General features: G+C 65.3%; 17 protein-coding genes. 9 read left to right on the top strand and 8 right to left on the bottom strand.

What is annotated here, in order from left to right:
• Positions 1-7: 7 nt before the first annotated feature.
• Together minC and metE are read right to left on the bottom strand one after the other, a co-directional pair.
• Entirely contained in the window at positions 8-784 is a 777-nt protein-coding gene (gene minC, locus ACUJB0_RS18255) for a septum site-determining protein MinC (RefSeq protein ID WP_444846435.1), read from the bottom strand.
• Positions 785-933: 149 nt separating this feature from the next.
• Complete coding sequence (metE, locus tag ACUJB0_RS18250; protein WP_444846434.1) at positions 934-3,282, bottom strand: 5-methyltetrahydropteroyltriglutamate--homocysteine S-methyltransferase; 2,349 nt, start codon at positions 3,280-3,282, stop codon at positions 934-936.
• 106 nt (positions 3,283-3,388) lie between these two features.
• Between metE and ACUJB0_RS18245 the strand changes: the two genes are divergently transcribed.
• The 6 genes from ACUJB0_RS18245 to ACUJB0_RS18220 all read left to right on the top strand — a co-directional run bounded on the left by ACUJB0_RS18245 (position 3,389) and on the right by ACUJB0_RS18220 (position 8,625).
• Entirely contained in the window at positions 3,389-4,297 is a 909-nt protein-coding gene (locus ACUJB0_RS18245; RefSeq protein WP_117012474.1) for a LysR family transcriptional regulator, read from the top strand.
• A gap of 271 nt (positions 4,298-4,568) precedes the next feature.
• Positions 4,569-5,747 (top strand): acetyl-CoA C-acetyltransferase, encoded by a 1,179-nt coding sequence (locus ACUJB0_RS18240; protein WP_444846433.1) that lies wholly within the window; start codon positions 4,569-4,571, stop codon positions 5,745-5,747.
• Positions 5,748-5,847: 100 nt separating this feature from the next.
• On the top strand, positions 5,848-6,588 hold the full coding sequence (gene phbB, locus ACUJB0_RS18235; RefSeq protein WP_117012476.1) for an acetoacetyl-CoA reductase: 741 nt from the start codon (positions 5,848-5,850) through the stop codon (positions 6,586-6,588).
• Positions 6,589-6,677: 89 nt separating this feature from the next.
• Complete coding sequence (gene pip / locus ACUJB0_RS18230; protein WP_444846432.1) at positions 6,678-7,634, top strand: prolyl aminopeptidase; 957 nt, start codon at positions 6,678-6,680, stop codon at positions 7,632-7,634.
• Positions 7,635-7,704: 70 nt separating this feature from the next.
• Positions 7,705-8,148 carry a DUF2721 domain-containing protein gene (locus ACUJB0_RS18225; protein ID WP_117012478.1) on the top strand — a complete coding sequence of 148 codons (444 nt, stop codon included), beginning with the start codon at positions 7,705-7,707 and terminating at the stop codon, positions 8,146-8,148.
• 24 nt (positions 8,149-8,172) lie between these two features.
• The gene (locus ACUJB0_RS18220) at positions 8,173-8,625 is read left to right on the top strand and encodes a hypothetical protein (RefSeq protein ID WP_117012479.1); all 453 of its coding nucleotides are present in this window, start codon (positions 8,173-8,175) and stop codon (positions 8,623-8,625) included.
• Here ACUJB0_RS18220 and ACUJB0_RS18215 read toward each other — a convergent pair whose 3' ends face one another.
• The gene (locus ACUJB0_RS18215; RefSeq protein WP_444846431.1) at positions 8,626-9,153 is read right to left on the bottom strand and encodes an SRPBCC family protein; all 528 of its coding nucleotides are present in this window, start codon (positions 9,151-9,153) and stop codon (positions 8,626-8,628) included. It lies immediately after the preceding gene.
• A 205-nt stretch (positions 9,154-9,358) separates the two neighbouring features.
• Here ACUJB0_RS18215 and ACUJB0_RS18210 point away from each other — a divergent pair, with 205 nt between their 5' ends.
• Positions 9,359-11,404 (top strand): oxidoreductase, encoded by a 2,046-nt coding sequence (locus ACUJB0_RS18210; protein WP_444846430.1) that lies wholly within the window; start codon positions 9,359-9,361, stop codon positions 11,402-11,404.
• A 6-nt stretch (positions 11,405-11,410) separates the two neighbouring features.
• Here ACUJB0_RS18210 and ACUJB0_RS18205 read toward each other — a convergent pair whose 3' ends face one another.
• The 4 genes from ACUJB0_RS18205 to pdxR form a co-directional block, all read right to left on the bottom strand.
• Complete coding sequence (locus ACUJB0_RS18205; RefSeq protein ID WP_444846429.1) at positions 11,411-12,376, bottom strand: hypothetical protein; 966 nt, start codon at positions 12,374-12,376, stop codon at positions 11,411-11,413.
• Complete coding sequence (locus tag ACUJB0_RS18200; RefSeq protein ID WP_444846428.1) at positions 12,366-14,093, bottom strand: cation:proton antiporter domain-containing protein; 1,728 nt, start codon at positions 14,091-14,093, stop codon at positions 12,366-12,368. The genes ACUJB0_RS18205 and ACUJB0_RS18200 overlap by 11 nt, the downstream gene beginning before the upstream one ends.
• Positions 14,094-14,154: 61 nt before the next feature.
• The gene (locus ACUJB0_RS18195) at positions 14,155-14,607 is read right to left on the bottom strand and encodes a carboxymuconolactone decarboxylase family protein (protein ID WP_444846427.1); all 453 of its coding nucleotides are present in this window, start codon (positions 14,605-14,607) and stop codon (positions 14,155-14,157) included.
• A gap of 93 nt (positions 14,608-14,700) precedes the next feature.
• Positions 14,701-16,143: a MocR-like pyridoxine biosynthesis transcription factor PdxR gene (gene pdxR, locus ACUJB0_RS18190; RefSeq protein WP_444846426.1), complete on the bottom strand. Its 1,443-nt coding sequence runs from the start codon at positions 16,141-16,143 to the stop codon at positions 14,701-14,703.
• Between the two features lie 79 nt (positions 16,144-16,222).
• Between pdxR and ACUJB0_RS18185 the strand changes: the two genes are divergently transcribed.
• Together ACUJB0_RS18185 and ACUJB0_RS18180 are read left to right on the top strand one after the other, a co-directional pair.
• On the top strand, positions 16,223-16,666 hold the full coding sequence (locus tag ACUJB0_RS18185) for a GNAT family N-acetyltransferase (RefSeq protein WP_444846425.1): 444 nt from the start codon (positions 16,223-16,225) through the stop codon (positions 16,664-16,666).
• The gene (locus tag ACUJB0_RS18180) at positions 16,663-17,289 is read left to right on the top strand and encodes an FMN-dependent NADH-azoreductase (protein WP_444846424.1); all 627 of its coding nucleotides are present in this window, start codon (positions 16,663-16,665) and stop codon (positions 17,287-17,289) included. The genes ACUJB0_RS18185 and ACUJB0_RS18180 overlap by 4 nt, the downstream gene beginning before the upstream one ends.
• On the opposite strand, the gene ACUJB0_RS18175 is transcribed toward ACUJB0_RS18180, so the two are convergent.
• Positions 17,290-18,411, bottom strand: coding sequence for a beta-ketoacyl-ACP synthase III (locus tag ACUJB0_RS18175; RefSeq protein ID WP_444846423.1), 1,122 nt, complete (start codon positions 18,409-18,411; stop codon positions 17,290-17,292).
• Between the last annotated feature and the right edge of the window lie 65 nt (positions 18,412-18,476).

Below are 18,476 nucleotides of genomic sequence, written 5' to 3'. Positions count from 1 at the left end.
TTGCTAGTCAAGCGCGGTTTGCAGAATTGACAGATAGTATATCGATTCGGTCGCCGACCAAGCGAATTTGCGCAGGAGAACGCGCGTACTCGGCCGGGAAGCCGTCTTCAAATGTGCGGTAAACGCCGGCAATCGACACTAACTCCGGCGACATCGTCATGGCAAAGATGCGCGCGTCGCGGTTGCCGGAAGCGCCCGCCAGCGCGCGGCCGTTGAGCGTGTTGTACACATGGATGCTGCCGTCGGCGATGATCTCGGCGCCGTTGTTGACCACGGCGGTGATGATCAGGTCGCAGCCGCGCGCGTAAATGCGCTGGCCGGCGCGCACCGGGGTGTCGATGATCATCACGCCGGCGTTGCCGGGGAAGCCTTCGGCCGTTGCTGCCGGGGCCGGTGCGGCCGCAGCCGGGGCTGGCGCGGGCTTGGCGGGTGCGGGCGCGGCCTCCTGCTCGTCGCGCGGCTTGGTCGCGGTTTCGATGCTCAGGCCGTGGGCGGCGATCTCGGCGGCCATGGACGGCGGCGCGTTGCGCACGGCGACCGGATTCAAGCGGTATTTTTTCAGCAGGGCGATGATGCCGGCCCAGTCGATCGGTGCGCTGCCGGCCGGCAGGGCGGCGACGTCGATCACGGTCAGGTCGTCTTCGAAGAAATCGGTGGTGCCGCCGGTCATTTCGGCCAGCGCGGCATCGAGGGCCAGGCGGTCCGGCGTGGACAGGATGGCGGAGACGGCGACTACGGTGGAAATCTTAATTTCTATGGGCTTTTGAAACAGGCTCTTGGACATGGGCGACAGTATTAGAGGGTTAACCTCGCGCGCATGCGCAGGCACGAGCATTTTACTGTGGAAAACGACGGATGGGGAGGGCTGGCGCCGTACTGGGCCAGTAAAAATGCGGGATGGCGGCGGCCCGGCAGGCCGCCGCCATGGGACGGTCAGTAGATCGCGTGCTCTTCACGCAGCTGGCGGGCGGCGGCCACCATGTTGCGCAGCGCGGTTTCGGTTTCCGCCCAGCCGCGCGTTTTCAGCCCGCAGTCCGGGTTGACCCAAAGGTTGGCCGGCGGGATCACCGCGCTGGCCTTGTGCAGCAGCCGCACCATCTCGGCCTGGCCCGGCACGCGCGGCGAGTGGATGTCGTACACGCCGGGGCCGATCTCGTTCGGATAACGGAAGCGGCCGAAGCCGTTCAGCAGCTCCATGTCCGAGCGGCTGGTCTCGATGGTGATGACGTCGGCATCCATGGCGGCGATCTGCGGCAGGATGTCGTTGAACTCGGCGTAGCACATGTGGGTGTGGATCTGCGTGCCGTTGGCCGCCGCGCTGGCCGATACGCGGAAGGCGCGCGTGGCCCAGTCCAGGTACTCGTCCCAGCGGCCCCGGCGCAGCGGCAAGCCTTCGCGCACGGCCGGCTCGTCGATCTGGATGATGCCGATGCCGGCCTGTTCCAGGTCGGCCACCTCGTCGCGGATCGCCAGCGCGATCTGCAGCGCGGTGCGCGCGCGCGGCTGGTCGTCGCGCACGAAGGACCATTGCAGGATGGTGATGGGGCCGGTCAGCATGCCCTTCATCGGCTTGCCGGTCAGGCTTTGCGCGTGCGCGGTCCAGTCCACCGTCATGGCTTTCGGGCGGCTGACATCGCCGTAGATCACGGGCGGCTTGACGCAGCGCGAGCCGTATGATTGCACCCAGCCCAGCTGCGTGAAGACGAAGCCGTCCAGCTGCTCGCCGAAATATTCGACCATGTCGTTGCGCTCGGCTTCGCCGTGGACCAGCACGTCCAGGCCCAGGTCTTCCTGGCGGCGCACGGCGTAGGCGATCTCCTCGCGTATCCTGGCCTCGTAGTCGCCGGCGTTCAGCTCGCCGCGCTTGAAGGCTGCGCGGGCGGCGCGGATCGCGGCCGTCTGCGGGAAGGAGCCGATGGTGGTGGTCGGGAAGTCGGGCAGCTTGAAGCGTGCGCGCTGCTCGGCCTGGCGCTGGGCGAATGGCGAACGGCGCCGGTCGGCGTCGGTGGGTAGCGCGGCGATGCGTTCGCGCACGGCGTCCTGGTGCACGCGCGGGCTGGCGCGGCGGCTGGCGATGGCGGCGCGCGAGGCGTCCAGCGCGTCGACGGTGGCGGTGTCGTGGTGACCTTGCAGAGCCTGCTTGAGCACGTACAACTCGTCCAGTTTTTCAGTCGCGAAAGCCAGCCATGATTTGATTTCCTGGTCGAGCGCGGTTTCGGCGGTCAGGCTGAACGGCACGTGCAGCAGCGAACACGACGTCGACAACCACAGCTTGCCGCCGCGTTTGTCGGCGATGGGCGCCAGCGTGGCCAGCGCCGCGTCAAGGTCGGTGCGCCAGATGTTGCGGCCGTCGACGATGCCGACCGACAGCACCTTGTGCACCGGCAGCCAGTCGGCGATGCTGGTCAGTTCATGTGGCGCGCGCACGCCGTCCATATGCAGGCCGGCCACCGGCAGGCGGCAGGCCAGGCTCAGGTTTTCCTCCAGCGGCGAGAAATACGTGGCCAGCAGCAGCGGCACGCCGACCTGGTTCAACTGCCAGTAGCTGTTTTCAAACGCGCTGCGCCACGGCGTCGGCAGGTCGAGGCCAAGGATGGGCTCGTCGACCTGCACCCATTGCACGCCTTGCGCCTTCAGGCGGTCCAGCACCTGGCCGTAGACCGGCAGCAGCTGGTCCAGCAAGCCCAGGCGGTCCAGGCCGGCGTCCTTGGCCTTGCCCAGCCACAGGAAGCTCAACGGTCCCAGCAGCACGGCCTTGACCGCGTGGCCCAGCGCCTGCGCCTCGGCCACCTCGTCGAACAGGCGCTCGCAGGCCAGCGAGAAGGCGGTCTCCGCCGTGAACTCCGGCACCAGGTAGTGGTAATTGGTGTCGAACCACTTGGTCATTTCCAGCGCGGCCGAGGCGTGCGGCTGGCCGTCGTGCGAGTGGTCGTGGCCGCAGGCTTCATGGTTACCACCGTCGCCGCGCGCCATGGCGAAGTAGCGGCTCAGCTGCGATTGCCCGGCCGTGAAGCCGTAGCGTGCCGGCTCGCAGCCCAGCAGCTGGATGTGGTTGGCGACTTGGTCGTAGAAGGCGAAATCGCCGACGGTCACGAAATCCAGACCGGCCTGCTTTTGCAGCGCCCAGTGGCGCGCGCGCAGGTCGCGGCCGACCGCTTCCAGGCCGGCGTCCGGCAGTTCGCCGCGCCAGTTGGCCTCCAGCGCGAACTTCAGCTCGCGCGCCGCACCGATGCGCGGGAAGCCGGGGACGTGGCTTTGGATGGGTTTATTCGATGTTGTCATTTTGATGTCATCCGCATTTAATATTGATGTTATAAAGTGTGCGGCAATCCGGTCTATAATCAAAACGAAAGATTTTGTGGCTTCACATGAAAAGATTTAATAGACCATGCTAGAGATACGCCACCTGCGCACCCTGAGTGCATTACGCTCCGCCGGCAGCCTGGTACGGGCCGCGCAACTGCTGAACCTGACGCAGTCGGCCCTGTCGCATCAGATCAAATTGCTGGAAGATCGCTACGGCGGGCCGCTTTTTGAGCGAAAATCCGTGCCGATCGGGTTTACCGCCACCGGCGCCCGCCTGCTCAAGCTGGCCGACCTGCTGCTGCCGGAAATCGAGGCGGCCGAGCGCGAAGTGGCGCGCCTGACCCAGGGCGACACCGGCCAGCTGCGCGTGGTGCTTGAATGCCATACTTGCTTCGACTGGCTAATGCCGGTGATGGATGAATTCCGCAAACGCTGGCCGGACGTGGAGATCGACCTGGTCTCGGGCTTCCACAGCGAACCGGCCGAGCTGCTGCGCAGCGGCGCCGCCGACCTGGTGATCGGCTCGCACTACGGCCCGGAGTTCGCCACCTTCCCGCTGTTCCGCTTTGAAATCCTGGTGGTGATGGCGCAGAAACACCGGCTGGCGGCCCAGCGCCGCCTGCTGGCCGCCGATTTCGAGGGCGAAACGCTGATCACCTATCCGGTGCCGGAAACCCGTATCGACCTGATCCGCGAAGTCTTGCAGCCGGCCCACATCCACTACGAGCGCCGCACCGCCGAGCTGACGGTGGCGGTGCTGCAGCTGGTGGCCAGCCGCCGCGGCATCGCCGCGCTGCCGAACTGGGCGATCAAGAACTATGTCGACTACGACTACGTCATCGCCAGGCCGGTCGGCGAGCAGGGCCTGTGGAGCGACCTGTTCGTTTCCGTGCCCGAGGCGCAGAAACAGAAGGCCTACGTACTCGACTTCGTCAACGTGATACGCGAACAGTGCGCCAGCACCCTGGACGGTATCAAATTATTATCGTGACTTATTGATACTGTTTCTTCAAAATGATTGCGTGGCGTTTGACGCATGTCAAAGATGCCACGATGTGCGACGCTTACGATGAGTGCCCAACCAGCGCTGATCATTGGCACGGATGCTGCTTGAGGAATCCTGTCACCCTCGGGAAAGTTCTCGCGGCGACGCACAATCGAAACCCAGCACGGCCTGGCCGTCGAAGCGTATTATCGAAGTTCGTTGTTGCTAAAGTTGTTGCTAAACTAAGCCGGCCCCGGCCGGCGCATTGGAGAGTCAAATGGATGATGTAGTTATCGTGGCCGCTGGCCGTACCGGTGTCGGCAAATTCGGCGGCAGCCTGGCGAAGACGCCGGCTTCCGAACTGGGCGCACACGTGATCAAGGGTCTGCTGGCCAAGACCGGTATCGATCCCAACCTGATCAGCGAAGCCATCCTCGGCCAGGTACTGACCGCCGGCGTCGGCCAGAACCCTGCGCGCCAGGCCGTCATCAAGTCCGGCCTGCCGAACACCATTCCAGGTTTCACCATCAACCACGTGTGCGGCAGCGGCCTGAAGGCCACCCACCTGGCGGCCCAGGCCATCAAGGCGGGCGATGCCGAGATCATCATCGCTGGCGGCCAGGAAAACATGAGCGCTTCGCCGCACGTGATGAACGGTTCGCGCGACGGCTTCCGCATGGGCGACTTCAAAATGGTCGATTCCATGATCGTCGACGGCCTGTGGGACGTCTATAACCAGTACCACATGGGCACCACCGCCGAGAACGTCGCGAAGAAATACGAGATTTCCCGCACCGAGCAGGACGAGTTCGCGCTGAACTCGCAGCTGAAGGCGGAAGCCGCGCAAAAGGCCGGCAAGTTCAAGGATGAGATCCTGCCGCTGGAAATCGTCCAGAAAAAAGGCAGCATCGTGTTCGACACCGACGAATACGTCAAGCCGGGTTCGACCATCGAAGCGCTGTCGAGCCTGCGTCCTGCCTTCGCCAAGGATGGCACGGTCACCGCCGGCAACGCCTCCGGCCTGAACGACGGCGCCGCCGCCGTCATCATGATGTCCGCCTCCAAGGCCAAGGAACTGGGCCTGACCGTGCTGGCCAAGGTCAAGGCCTACGCCTCGTCCGGCCTGGACCCTGCCTTCATGGGCATGGGCCCGGTCTCGGCCACCAAGCTGTGCCTGAAAAAGGCCGGCTGGACCCCGGACGACCTGGACCTGATGGAAATCAACGAAGCCTTCGCCGCCCAGGCCGTGGCCGTGAACAAGGAAATGGGCTGGGACACCAGCAAGATCAACGTGAACGGCGGCGCCATCGCCATCGGTCACCCGATCGGTGCATCCGGCGCCCGCATCCTGGTCACGCTGATCCACGAAATGGTGCGTCGCGACGCTAAGAAGGGCCTGGCCTCGCTGTGCATCGGCGGCGGCATGGGCGTGGCGCTGGCGATCGAGCGCGCATAAGCATTCCGTATCCGTAGCATCCGCAGCAGCAGTGCCGCGCCGGGCAGGTCCCGGCGCGGTGTCAGACGATTTTTGGTGTCAATTTAAGAGGGGACGAAAAATGGCAAGAGTTGCATTAGTAACCGGCGGCATGGGTGGCTTGGGCGAGGCAGTGTGTTTCAAACTGTCGGCACTGGGCTATATCGTAGTCACCACGTATTCCCCTGGCAATCCGAAGGTCGAGCAATGGCTCGCCACTACCCGCGACCAGGGCTTTAATTTCCGCGCATACCCGTGCGATGTGGCCGATTACGATTCGGCCCAGGCTTGTGTCGCCGCGATCGTCAAAGATATCGGTCCGATCGACGTGCTGGTGAACAACGCCGGCATCACCCGCGACATGACTTTCAAGAAGATGGACAAGCCGAACTGGGACGCCGTCATGGCCACCAACCTGGACTCCGTGTTCAACATGACCAAGCCGGTCTGCGACGGCATGGTGGAACGCGGCTGGGGCCGTATCATCAATATTTCGTCGGTCAACGGCCAGAAGGGCGCCTTCGGCCAGACCAACTATTCGGCCGCCAAGGCCGGCATGCACGGCTTCACCAAGGCGCTGGCGCTGGAAGTGGCGCGCAAGGGCGTGACCGTCAACACCATCTCGCCGGGTTACATCGGCACCAAGATGGTGATGGAGATCCCGCAGGAGGTGCTCGATACCAAGATCATTCCGCAGATTCCGATGGCCCGCCTGGGCAAGCCGGAAGAAGTGGCGGGCCTGGTTGCCTACCTGTCGTCGGATGAGGCAGCCTTCGTCACCGGCGCCAATATCGCCATCAACGGCGGCCAGCACATGTCCTAAGCGGCGTGTTGCGGTAGCCTCGGGCCAGGATCGTTCGCGATCCTGGCTTTTTTTTCGTACAATCTGCTATCGATGCTTAAAGGATAGCCATGTTCGACCCGACTTCGCCCCTGTTTCCGCCCGTCCTGCCGTCGCGCCACGGCATGCTGGCGGTCGACGACCTGCACACCATCTACTGGGAAGAGGTCGGCAATCCGCAGGGCATCCCGGTAGTGTTCCTGCATGGCGGGCCGGGCGCTGGCCTGTCGCCGCAGCACCGGCGCTTCTTCGATCCGGAAAAGTACCGCGTGATCCTGTTCGACCAGCGCGGCGCCGGCAAGTCGCTGCCGCTGGGCGAGTGCCGCAACAACACCACCGAGCTGCTGATCGAAGACATCGAGCGCCTGCGCGCCATGTTCGGCATCGAGCAGTGGCTGGTGTTCGGCGGCTCCTGGGGCTCGACGCTGGCGCTGGCCTACGGCCAGGCGCATCCCGAGCGCTGCCTGGGCTTCATCCTGCGCGGCATCTTCCTGTGCACGCAGGCGGAAATCGACTGGTTCCTGCACGGCGCGCAATGGTTCCATCCCGAGGTGCACGCCGAATTCGTCGCGCCTATCCCGCCGGCCGAACGCGGCAACCTGCTGCAGGCCTACGTCGACCGCATCATGAGCGACGACCCGGCCATCCACTGGCCGGCGGTGCGCGCCTGGAGCCGCTTCGAGGGCCGCCGCGTGTTCCTGATGCCGCAGGCCGAGGATCCGCCGTCCGACACGCTGGACCTGGGCGTGGGCCGGCTGGAATCGCACTACATGGCCAACCTGGGCTTCTTCAGCGAGGACCAGCTGCTGCGCAACGTCGACCGCATCGCCCACCTGCCGGCGGTGATCGTGCAGGGCCGCTACGACGTGATCTGCCCGCCGGTGTCGGCGTGGCGGCTGCACCAGGCCTGGCCCGGATCGATGCTCACCATGGTGCCGGACGCCGGCCATGGTGCGATGGAGAAGGGTATCTCGCGCGCGCTGGTGGGCGCCACCGAGCAGTTCAAGCAGACGCGCGGATTCGCCTGAGCCGGGCCGGAATTCGGGTACATCCGGCGCGGGCTGATACACTATCGATAATTCCAGTCCTTACGCATCCATGAATATACAAGTCGGCGATATCGGCCACATCATCCAGCTGGCGATCGCGCCGGTGTTCCTGCTGACCGGCGTCTGCACCAATCTTGTGGTGCTGACCAACCGCCTGGCGCGCATCATCGACCGTTCGCGGGTGCTGGAGGACCGGCTCGATATCGGCTACAGCGACGCCTACCTGAACGAACTCGATGTGCTCTACCGAAGGTCGCACCTGATCAACGTCTCGATCACGCTGTCGACCGCCTGCGGGCTGCTGATTTGCCTGGTGATCGCGATGCTGTTTTGGGGCGATATCACCAACATCTCGCTCGACAAGTACATCGCGGGCATGTTCGTGGTGGCGATGCTGGCGCTGATCGGCAGCTTCTTCTACCTGCTGCGCGAGATCTTCATTGCCTCGGCGGCGATGCGCGCGCACCGCCATGTGCGCCGCCCGGCCAAATAACTTTGTAAAGAATAGAGTACCGATATGCACGACTACCAACGCCCTCCGACCCTGTATCGCTACGGCGTGCGCGAAGACCTGGAACTGGCGCTGACCCAGGGCCAGTTCATCCTGACCCCGGCCAACAGCTGCCTGACGCTGAGCTTCTCGCAAGTCTGGGACCGCAAGCTGTTCGAGCTGTTCTCGTCGGACAGCTGCCTGGTCATCCACAACACCGAGGAATTCGGTGAGCGTTTGCACCGCGCGGTGCAGCGCACCTTGCCCAGCTGGGCGGGCATCGACGGCGCGGTGGAATACGGCACGCGCGCAGCCCTGGGCGCGGCCTTCACCAAGACCGCGGCCGAAGCGCAGGAACAGGAATGGCAGTTCGCCTGGCGCGCCATGCAGGCCAAGCTGAGTCTCAATCCGGTGCTGGTGAAGATCGGTAGCCTGGAAAACTTCGCGGAGCTGCGCGACCGCGATACGTATTTAGCTTAATTATTTAGGCTCTTCGCGGCGATCGAGGCGCGCCAGCACGGCGCTCATCATGCGCTCGATATCGCCGCGTATCATCTTCGCGCCGAGGATGCCGGGCACGTAGAAGTTCGGTATCAGCTTGCCGCTGTAGACCACCTTGGTGCCGCCGGTTTCGGGCACCGGTATCAATTCCCAATGCGATTCGTAATGCTTCATGTCGCCGGAGATCAGCGAGATGTCGATCGACGACATCGGCTGCTCGGTCGCGCGCACGATCAGGTGGATGGACTTGGTCATGAACAGGAAGCGCGCCACGCCGAACTGCTCGATGATGACCTCATTGCCGTTGCGTGACAAAACCCGGCACGACTCCATGTCCGGCACGAATTCCGCCATGCGTTCATAGCCCGTGAGGATGCGCCATACCTTCGGCAGTGGCGCCGCCACCGTGCCGGTGGCGTCCACTTCGTACATGTGCAGCGCATCGAGCTCCACCCGGTTGACCGACACCTCCAGCTTGGGCAATTCAAGCCTGGGTGTCTGTGCCATCACTGGAGCGGCCACACCCAATAACAAAAACAAAAGGAATCGCATCATCGTTCCAGCGTAAGGGAAAGGGTGGCAGAATACAAGAGCGCTACCGCACCCTCCGCCAAATTCAGGAGCGGAAGCCGGGACTTTAGAAGCCCAGGTCTAGAGATTTGCGTTTTAATGCGGGCATGTCCATGCCCCACGTCTGACTCTAACAACCATAATGACAACTTCACCATACCCACACCTGCTGGCCCCTCTCGATCTTGGCTTCACGACGCTGCGCAACCGCGTCGTCATGGGCTCCATGCACACCGGTCTTGAGGACCGCTTCTACAACTACGGCAAGCTGGCCGCCTTCTACCGCGAGCGGGCGCGCGGTGGTGTGGGATTGATCGTCACCGGCGGCATCTCGCCCAACCGCTCCGGATGGCTGCTGCCCTTCGGCGGCACGCTCAATTTCAAGGGCGACGTGATCAACCACCGCCGCGTCACCAGCGCGGTGCACGAGGAGGGCGGCAAGATCCTGATGCAGATCCTGCACGCGGGCCGCTACGGCTACCAGCCGTTCGTGGTGTCGGCGTCGGAGAAGAAGTCGCCGATCTCGCCGTTCAAGCCGCGCGCGCTGACCGAGGCCGGCATCGAAGCGACCATCCGCGACTACGCCCGCTGCGCCAGGCTGGCGCGCGACGCCGGCTACGACGGCGTCGAGGTAATGGGCAGCGAAGGCTACCTGCTCAACCAGTTCCTGTGCGCGCGCACCAACCTGCGCACCGACCAATGGGGCGGCAGCATCGAGAACCGCATGCGGCTGTCGGTGGAAATCGTCAAGCGCATCCGCGCGGAAGTGGGCAATGACTTCATCATCATGTACCGCCACTCGCTGCTCGACCTGGTCGACGGCGGCAACACCTGGGAAGACGTGGTGGCCGTGGCCAAGGCGCTGCAGCACGCCGGCGTGACCATCCTGAACTCCGGCTACGGCTGGCATGAGGCGCGCGTGCCGACCATCGTGACCTCGGTGCCGCGCGCCGCCTTCGCCAGCCTGGCGGGCCGCCTGCGCCGCGAGGTGACGATACCTGTCGTGGCGTCCAACCGCATCAACATGCCGGCCGAGGCGGAAGGCATCCTGCAGCGCGGCGACGCCGACATGATCTCGATGGCGCGTCCCTTCCTGGCCGATTCGCACTTCGTCGTCAAGGCGGCACAGGGCCGCACCGACGAAATCAACACCTGCATCGGCTGCAACCAGGCCTGCCTGGACCACACCTTCTCCAACAAGCGCGCCAGCTGCCTGGTGAATCCGCGCGCCTGCCACGAGACGGAGCTGGTCTACGCGCCGGCGGCGAAGAAGCGCCGCGTGGCGGTGGTCGGCGCCGGGCCTGCCGGCTTGTCGGCGGCCACGGTGGCGGCGGAATGCGGCCATGATGTGACCCTGTTCGACTCCAGCGACAGCGTCGGCGGCCAGTTCAAGATCGCCATGCAGATCCCGGGCAAGGAGGAATTCGCCGAGACCATCCGCTACTTCCGCCGCAAGCTGGAATTGACCGGCGTGAAGGTCAAGCTGGGCGTGCGCGTCACGCGCGAGCAGCTGATCGCCGACGGCTACGACGACGTGGTGGTCGCCACCGGCATCAAGGTGCGCCGTCCGCCGATCGAGGGTATCGACCATCCGAAGGTGCTGTCGTATATCGACGTCCTGCAGAACAAGGCGCCGGTGGGCAAGCGCGTGGCCATCATCGGTGCGGGCGGCATCGGTTTCGACGTGGGCGAGTACCTGCTGCACGATCCCAAACACCCGCTGCCGCTGGCGCTGGATGTCTGGGCCAAGGAGTGGGGCGTGGACATGAAGGGCGACGCGCCGGGCGGTTTGACGACCGTCTCCGCGCCGGAGCCGGTGCGCCAGCTGTATCTGCTGCAGCGCAAGGTGTCGAAGCTGGGCGCTGGCTTGGGCAAGACCTCGGGCTGGGTGCACCGCGCGGTCCTCGCGCGCAACGGCGTCGTGATGTTGGCCGGCGTGCAGTATGACCGCATCGACGACCAAGGCCTGCACGTGACCATCGGCGGCGAGCAGCGCCTGCTGTCGGTGGATAACGTGGTGGTTTGCGCGGGGCAGGACAGCTTGACCGAGTTGATGCCGTCGGAAGAGGAGGTCAAGGCCAATTCCAAATGGCCGCGCTTCCACAAGATCGGCGGCGCAGCGCTGGCCGCGGAGCTGGACGCCAAGCGCGCCATCAAGGAAGGCGCGGAGCTGGCGGTCAGCCTTTAAGTCGCCTTATCCGGCGGGCAGTTGGTCGACCATGCGGGCCACCGCCTGGTCGAAGGTCTGCTTGCCGTTCATGTAGGGGCGCCATTCGTTTTCTATCGGCGGTAGCAGCGATGCCCAGTAGCCTTTGAACAGACCGCGCTTGTCGGCGTAGGGCTCGTAGGCTATGCCATCGCGTTTGTACGCGTCCTTCACCACGGTGCCGACGGTGTAGAACTGCACCACGTGCCACAGGTCCGACTCGGGATTGCGCTGCGTGGCCTTGAGGCGCGCTTCGATGGCGTTCTCCAGCTTTTCCGTCGACGTGATGTGCGAAATTTCGTGATACACCATCTCCAACGACGCTAGGCCTTGATAGTCGGGACGTCCGCTGGGGATCACTGTTTGCGTGTCGGTGTAGCCGCCCTGGCGCGTGCCGGTGTCCACCACGACGTCGATCCGGATGGGCGTGAGGGGGAAGGGCGCTTGCAAGTAGCGGGCAATGCCTTCCTGGACCTCCGCACCATAGCGCTCGTCGAGCCGCTTCGCTTCGGCGATCCATTGCTGGTTGCTGGCGTCCTGCTGCGTCCAGATGCAGCGCGCGTACATCGGCGCTACGCTGTCCAGCGCTGCCGCCAGTTGCGGCGGCAGCGCCAGGCCGCTGGCCTCGCGCCGCGTGTCGGCCACGCTCAACGCCGTTTTGATGGACGCCATCTGTTCGTCGAACAGCGGGTCGCGCTTGGCGTAGTTGTCGTGATAGTGGGCGACGGCCTTGCGCAGCGCGGTCATCTCGTCGGCGGATGGCGCTGCGGTCCAGCTGACTTTTTCCACCAGCTCTGGATGCACTCCCAGGTTGTACAGGAAGTGGTGTAGATTCATCAGGAAGGCGCTGTGGAAATCCAGCTGCACGCGTGCCGGCGATGCGCCGGCGCCTGCAACGATGATGGACAACGGCAACGCCGCCGCGCAACGCATCAAGGCGCGCCTAGTGAGCATGGTGGCCTCCGCCCTTGGCCATATTGGTCAGTATGGATTCGGTCATTCCCTTTGCCAGCTCCTGTTCGCCGATGAAAATCTCTCCCGCGCGTTCGCCGCGCAGCAGTTCCGCCTCCGCGTCGCTGTGTGTGCGCACCACGGTCTTGATGTTGGGGTTGAGCGCACGCGCGGTTTCGATCATGGTCCGCACGTGGAAGGTATCGGGCGTGGCGATCACCAGCATCGCGGCGCGTGCGATGTGTGCCTGGATCAGCACCGCCGGTTCCGCCGCGTTGCCGGCCACCGCGTGCGCGCCGTCCTTGCGCAGCTGGTCCACCAGTTCGCGATTCTGCTCGGCCACCACGAAGGGAATGCCTCGCTCGGCGAGCACTGCGGCGATGCGCCGGCCCACGCGGCCATAGCCAACCAGTACGACCTGTCCCGACAGATGCTCCTGCGGCACTGATGCCGGCAGCTCCGCCAGCGGATCGGCGGCGCGCTCGAACTTGGCCGCCAGCGCCACGTTCCTGCCCAGCCAGCGCTCCAGCGGCTTGGTGGCGCGGAACACCAGTGGATTGAGCGCGATGGAGATGATGGCGCCGGCCAGGATCAGGCTCTGTCCCTCGGCCGGCATCAGGCCCAGGGACAGGCCCAGCGCCGCCAGGATGAAGGAGAACTCGCCGATCTGCGCCAGGCTGGCCGACACCATCAGCGCTGTCTTGGCCGGGTAGCGCAGCAGCAGCACCAGCAGGAAGGCCGCCACCGATTTGCCGGCCACGATGATGGTCACCACGGCCAGCAGCTTGAGCGGCTGCTCGACCAGTATCGACGGCTCGAACAGCATGCCGACCGAAACGAAGAACAGCACCGCGAACGCGTCGCGCAGCGGCAGCGATTCCTCGGCGGCGCGGTGCGCCAGTTCGGATTCGCGCAGCACCATGCCGGCGAAGAAGGCGCCCAGCGCGAAGGAGACGCCGAAGTAGTAGGTCGATGCGTAAGCGATGCCGACGGCGGCGGCGATCACGCACAGCGTGAACAGCTCGCGCGAGCCGGTGCGCGCCACCTGCCACAGGATCCACGGGAAGAGCTTGCGGCCCACCACCAGCATCAGCGCGATGAAGGCGCCCACCTGGCCCAGCGTGATCGCCAGTGTGGTCCACAGGTTCGCTTCGCCCATCGCGGTGACGCCGTGGCTTTCGCTGTGCGTGCCGCCCAGTGAACCGGCCAATGCCGGCAGCAGCACCAGCACCAGCACCGTCACCAGGTCCTCCACCACCAGCCAGCCGACCGCGATGCGGCCGTTGAAGCTATCGAGGATGCCGCGCTCCTCCAGGGCCCGCAGCAGCACCACGGTGCTGGCCACCGACAGCGCCAGGCCGAATACCAGCCCGCCACCCAGGCTCCAACCCCAGAAGTGGGCCAGCGCCATGCCCAGCGCGGTGGCGACCGCGATCTGCAGCACGGCGCCCGGCAGCGCCACGCGCCGCACGGCCCAGAGATCGTCGAGGGAAAAATGCAGGCCGACGCCGAACATCATCAGCATCACGCCGATTTCGGCCAGCTGCCCGGCCAGCGCGGTATCGGCCACGAAGCCCGGCGTGGCGGGGCCGATGATGATGCCCGCAGCCAGATAGCCCACCAGCGCCGGCAGCTTGAGGCGCGTTGCGAGATAGCCGAACAAAAGGCCGAAGCCCAATGCGGCCGCGATGGTGGTGATCAGGCTGATATTGTGGGGCATGCGTGCGGGGCTCCTGCCAGGGTGGGGGAGCCCTAGCGTAGCACAATCATGCCCGCGCCGATCACATGATCAGTGCCGCCGGTGTCATGCGCGTGGCGACGCCGAAGCGGTTGAAGGCGTTCATCAGCGATACGGCCACCGTGACGTCGGCGAGCTCTTTCTCGCTCAGGACCGCGATCGCCTTTTGATAGTCGCTGTCCGGCACATTGGTCTGGGCGACGCGGGTCACGCTTTCGGCCCAGGCCAGCGCCGCGCGCTCCTTGTCGCTGAACAGCGCGGCCGCTTCTTCCCACACCTGCACCAGCGCCACCTTGTCGATCCTGACGCCCTGGTTCAGCAGGTCGCGCGTGTGCATGTCGATGCAGAAGGCGCAGTTGTTGATCTGCGATACGCGCAGGTAGACCAGCTCCACCAGTTCGGCCGGCAGGCCGCAGGTTTGGACGTAGTGCTTGACGGCGGTGAAGCCCTTGTAGGCCTCCGGTGCATGCTTGAATACTTCGAGGCGCTTGCTCATGACTGTTCCCTGGCTGGTTGCGGATGGCGTTATTCTGCCGGCGCATGGACCAGTCGTGAAGTGCCAAGAATGGCTTATCCAGCTAGGCCATGTTCAAAGCAGTTTGAGTATCCGCTTGCCCAGCTCGCGCGCCCGCTGCGGCGTGTCGATGTTGGTGAAGCCCAGCAGCAGCGCCGACGCCGCATGCGGCAGCACCGTGCGTTCGGACAGCGCCAGCGCCGCCATGCCGTCCTGCCGCATACGCTCGGCCAGGGCGCGGTCGGTGTGGCGGCCCTTCATGCGCAGGATCAGGTGCATGCCGCCCGGCTGCGGGTCGATGTGCAGGTGCTTGCCCAGCACCGCGTCCAGGCCTTGCGCCGCGATCTGGCGGCGTTCCGCATACAGGCGGCGCATGCGCTGGATGTGGCGGGCGAAGTGGCCTTCGTTCATGAAGTCGCTGACGATGGTCTGCGTCAGGACAGGCCCGCCGCCGCCGAAGGTTTTGCTGACCTGCTCGAAGCGCGGCACCTGCGCCGGCGGCACCACCAGGTAGGCCAGCCGCAGCGCCGGGAACAGCACCTTGCTGAAGGTGCCGGCGTACAGCACGCGGCCATCGCGGTCCAGGCTTTGCAGCGCCGGCAGCGGGCGGCTGGCGTAGCGGTATTCGCCGTCATAGTCGTCTTCGACGATCCAGGCGTCGGCCTGCGCCGCCCAGTCCAGCAACGCCAGGCGGCGCGGCAGCGACAGCGATACGCATAGCGAGCATTGATGCGCCGGCGTGACGACGGCGGCCCTGGCGCGCGGCGCGGTGGCCACGCCGTGCGATACCACCAGGCCTTCCGCGTCGACCGCCACCGGGGCCAGCTTCATGCCGGCATGCGTGAGCAGTTCGCTGGTGGGCGGGAAGCCCGGATCTTCAACCCACACGCTATCGCCGGGTTGCAGCAGGGCGCGCGTGATCAGCTCCAGCGTGTTGCGGTAGCCGGAGGTGATGAACACCTGCGACGGCGAGCATTGGATGCCGCGCGACAGGTTCAGATAGGTGGCGATGGCCGCGCGCAACGCCGGTTCGCCGAAGAAGGGCGGACTGGCCATGTCATCGGCCTGCGTGGCGCGGACCGCGCGCGCCGCCAGCCGCGCCCACACCTTGCGCGGGAAGGCGTCCAGCGCGGGCAGGCCCATTTGGAAGGGGCGGTTCGACGATGCCGTTGCCGGCGATGCGCCGGTGGGCGCCTTCCGGGCTCGCGCGGGGAGCGTCGCCGGCATCGATATCGCCGTCGCTGTCGTCGCCGCATGACGCGCCAGCGCCGGCGTGACCACGGTGCCGGCCTGGCCGCGCGGCTCCACGTAGCCTTCCGCCACCAGCAGCGAGTAGGCCGCTTCCACCGTTCCGCGGGCCAGGCCCAGTTCCAGCGCGAGTGCGCGCGCCGACGGGATGCGGGCGTCCGGCAGCAGCAGGCCGTCGGCGATGGCGCTGCGGAAGCGGGTGTAGATCTGCCGGTAGAGCGGTTCGGCGGCGTTGTCGTCAAGTTGGAGGAAATCGGGCTTGGTTTTCATGGCCTAGTCGGGATGTCGTTTTATGGCTCTGTGGATTATGCCATTGGCGCCATAAGATTGCGTTTTAAAAGGAGCAAGCATGGACGACCAACTGAAGGATGTGGAAACGGAGGAGCAGCTGCGTGCTTGCTATCCGGTGATGAAGCAACTGCGCCCGCACCTGGCGACCGAGGATGAATTCGTCACCCGTGTGACGCGCATGCGCGGGCAGGGCTACCGCATCCTGGCCGCGTGGGACGAGGGTGAAGTGGTGGCACTGGCCGGATACCGCCTGGAGGAGAACCTGGTGTACGGCCGCTTCCTGTATGTCGACGATCTGGTGTCCGACGAGAAGATGCGCGGCCAGCGCTGGGGCGCGCGGCTGCTGGAGCGTCTGACGGCCTACGCGGAGCGCGCTGAATGCATCAAGCTGGTGCTCGACACCGGGATGGCCAACGCGCTGGCGCAGCGCTTCTACTTCCGCGAGGGCCTGCTGACCGGCGCGATGCGATTCGGTAAATTCCTGAAAGCGGGTGCGGCATGAAGATCCTGCACATCACATGCAGCCCGCGCGGGGAGCAATCGGTGAGCTACCGGCTGTCCCAGCGCGTGATGGACCGTCTTCTGACGCAGCATCCCGCCGCGCAGATCGTCACGCGCGACCTGTGGGCCGAGCCCCTGCCGCATATCGACGGCGAGTACGCGTCGGCGCTGGGCGGCGGCATGCGGGATGGCGCGCGGGCTGGCAATGGGCGCGCTGTGTCGTCGCAGGCGCTGTCGGAGCGGTTGATCGCCGAATTGCGCGACGCCGATTACGTGGTCATCGCCACGCCGATGCACAACTTCACGGTGCCGTCGGTGTTGAAGGCATGGCTGGACCATGTGGTGCGCATCGGCGTCACCTTCAACGTCACGCCGGAGGGCAAGGTCGGCACGCTGGCGGATCGTCCGGTGTACATCGCCGTCAGCTCCGGCGGCTACCGCAGCGGCGAGCGCGCCCGCCAGCCCGACTTCCTCGAACCCTACCTCAAAGCGCTGCTGCCGACGATAGGCTTGAAGAACCTGAGCTTCCTGTCCGTACAAGCCACCGCCGCCGGCCCTGAAACGACAACGGCCGCATTCGCGGCCGTCGAGCGGGAACTGGACGACTGCGTCGTCGGCGCCTAGTTAGACCCGTCGCACCACCACGCAGCCGATCGAGTAGCCAGCGCCGAAGGAGCAGATCACGCCCAGCTGGCCGGGCGCCATGTCGTCCGAGTATTTGTGGAAGGCGATCACCGAACCGGCCGACGAGGTGTTGGCGTAGGTGTCCAGGATCACCGGCGCTTCGCCCGGCTCGGCGTCGCGGCCCAGCACCATGCGGCTGATCAGCAGGTTCATGTTCAGGTTGGCCTGGTGCAGCCAGTAGCGGCTCACCTGCGGCACTTCCAGGCCGGCGCTGGCGATGGTGGTCTTGATCATGTCGGCGGCCATCGGGCACACGTCCTTGAACACCTTGCGGCCCTGCTGGCGGAACAGCTTGTCCGGCTGGCCGATGCCCGATTCGTCGAAGCGGTTCAGGAAGCCGAAGTTGTTGCGGATGTTGTTCGAGAAGCTGGTCTTGAGCTTGGTCTCGACGATCTCCCAGCGGTGCGCGCCCTTGGCCGTGTCGGCCGCTTCGATCACCATCGCCGTGCAGGCGTCGCCGAAGATGAAGTGGCTGTCACGGTCGCGCCAGTTCAGGTGGCCGCTGGTGATTTCAGGATTGAGCACCAGCACCGCGCGCGCCTGGCCGCTCTGCACCGCCGCCACCGCCTGCTGGATGCCGAAGGTGGCCGACGAGCAGGCCACGTTCATGTCGAAGCCGTAGCCCTCGATGCCCAGCGCGCCCTGCACCTCGACCGCCATCGCCGGATAGCCGCGCTGCATGTTGGAGCAGGCCACCAGCACCATGTCGATGTCGGCCGGCACGCGGCCGGCGCGGTCCAGCGCCTGGCGCGCCGCCGCCACGCAGATTTCCGCCTGCAGCGACAGTTCCTCGTCCGCGCGCTCGGGGATGCGCGAGACCATGCGGGTCGGGTCCAGGATGCCGCTCTTCTCCATCACGTAGCGTGACTTGATGCCGGACGCCTTTTCAATGAAGGCCACGCTGGACATTTCCAGCGCCGTGACGGTGCCGTCCGCGATGGCGGCGGCGTTGTCGGCGTTGAACTGTTCGGCGTAGGCGTTGAAGCACTCCACCAGCTCTTCGTTGGAGATCGACTGGGCTGGCGTAAAGAGACCGGTACCGCTGATGACCGCTTGTTTCATGGTTAAACTTTCAAATTAAGCAATGGCATGCGCCAGTAATGACGCAAATTCTACACAATGACTGC

It is taken from the genome of Duganella caerulea, assembly GCF_040362985.1.
Taxonomy (GTDB): domain Bacteria; phylum Pseudomonadota; class Gammaproteobacteria; order Burkholderiales; family Burkholderiaceae_D; genus Rugamonas; species Rugamonas vulcania.
The sequence above is the reverse complement of the archived record's forward strand: the minus strand, read 5'-3'. Positions and strand labels throughout refer to the sequence as shown.

What these genes read in the sequence shown, in the direction of transcription:
- minC (WP_444846435.1), bottom strand. Translation starts at nt 784, where the DNA reads ATGTCCAAGAGCCTGTTTCAAAAGCCCATAGAAATTAAGATTTCCACC.
- metE (WP_444846434.1), bottom strand. Translation starts at nt 3,282, where the DNA reads ATGACAACATCGAATAAACCCATCCAAAGCCACGTCCCCGGCTTCCCG.
- ACUJB0_RS18245 (WP_117012474.1), top strand. Translation starts at nt 3,389, where the DNA reads ATGCTAGAGATACGCCACCTGCGCACCCTGAGTGCATTACGCTCCGCC.
- ACUJB0_RS18240 (WP_444846433.1), top strand. Translation starts at nt 4,569, where the DNA reads ATGGATGATGTAGTTATCGTGGCCGCTGGCCGTACCGGTGTCGGCAAA.
- phbB (WP_117012476.1), top strand. Translation starts at nt 5,848, where the DNA reads ATGGCAAGAGTTGCATTAGTAACCGGCGGCATGGGTGGCTTGGGCGAG.
- pip (WP_444846432.1), top strand. Translation starts at nt 6,678, where the DNA reads ATGTTCGACCCGACTTCGCCCCTGTTTCCGCCCGTCCTGCCGTCGCGC.
- ACUJB0_RS18225 (WP_117012478.1), top strand. Translation starts at nt 7,705, where the DNA reads ATGAATATACAAGTCGGCGATATCGGCCACATCATCCAGCTGGCGATC.
- ACUJB0_RS18220 (WP_117012479.1), top strand. Translation starts at nt 8,173, where the DNA reads ATGCACGACTACCAACGCCCTCCGACCCTGTATCGCTACGGCGTGCGC.
- ACUJB0_RS18215 (WP_444846431.1), bottom strand. Translation starts at nt 9,153, where the DNA reads ATGGCACAGACACCCAGGCTTGAATTGCCCAAGCTGGAGGTGTCGGTC.
- ACUJB0_RS18210 (WP_444846430.1), top strand. Translation starts at nt 9,359, where the DNA reads ATGACAACTTCACCATACCCACACCTGCTGGCCCCTCTCGATCTTGGC.
- ACUJB0_RS18205 (WP_444846429.1), bottom strand. Translation starts at nt 12,376, where the DNA reads ATGCTCACTAGGCGCGCCTTGATGCGTTGCGCGGCGGCGTTGCCGTTG.
- ACUJB0_RS18200 (WP_444846428.1), bottom strand. Translation starts at nt 14,093, where the DNA reads ATGCCCCACAATATCAGCCTGATCACCACCATCGCGGCCGCATTGGGC.
- ACUJB0_RS18195 (WP_444846427.1), bottom strand. Translation starts at nt 14,607, where the DNA reads ATGAGCAAGCGCCTCGAAGTATTCAAGCATGCACCGGAGGCCTACAAG.
- pdxR (WP_444846426.1), bottom strand. Translation starts at nt 16,143, where the DNA reads ATGAAAACCAAGCCCGATTTCCTCCAACTTGACGACAACGCCGCCGAA.
- ACUJB0_RS18185 (WP_444846425.1), top strand. Translation starts at nt 16,223, where the DNA reads ATGGACGACCAACTGAAGGATGTGGAAACGGAGGAGCAGCTGCGTGCT.
- ACUJB0_RS18180 (WP_444846424.1), top strand. Translation starts at nt 16,663, where the DNA reads ATGAAGATCCTGCACATCACATGCAGCCCGCGCGGGGAGCAATCGGTG.
- ACUJB0_RS18175 (WP_444846423.1), bottom strand. Translation starts at nt 18,411, where the DNA reads ATGAAACAAGCGGTCATCAGCGGTACCGGTCTCTTTACGCCAGCCCAG.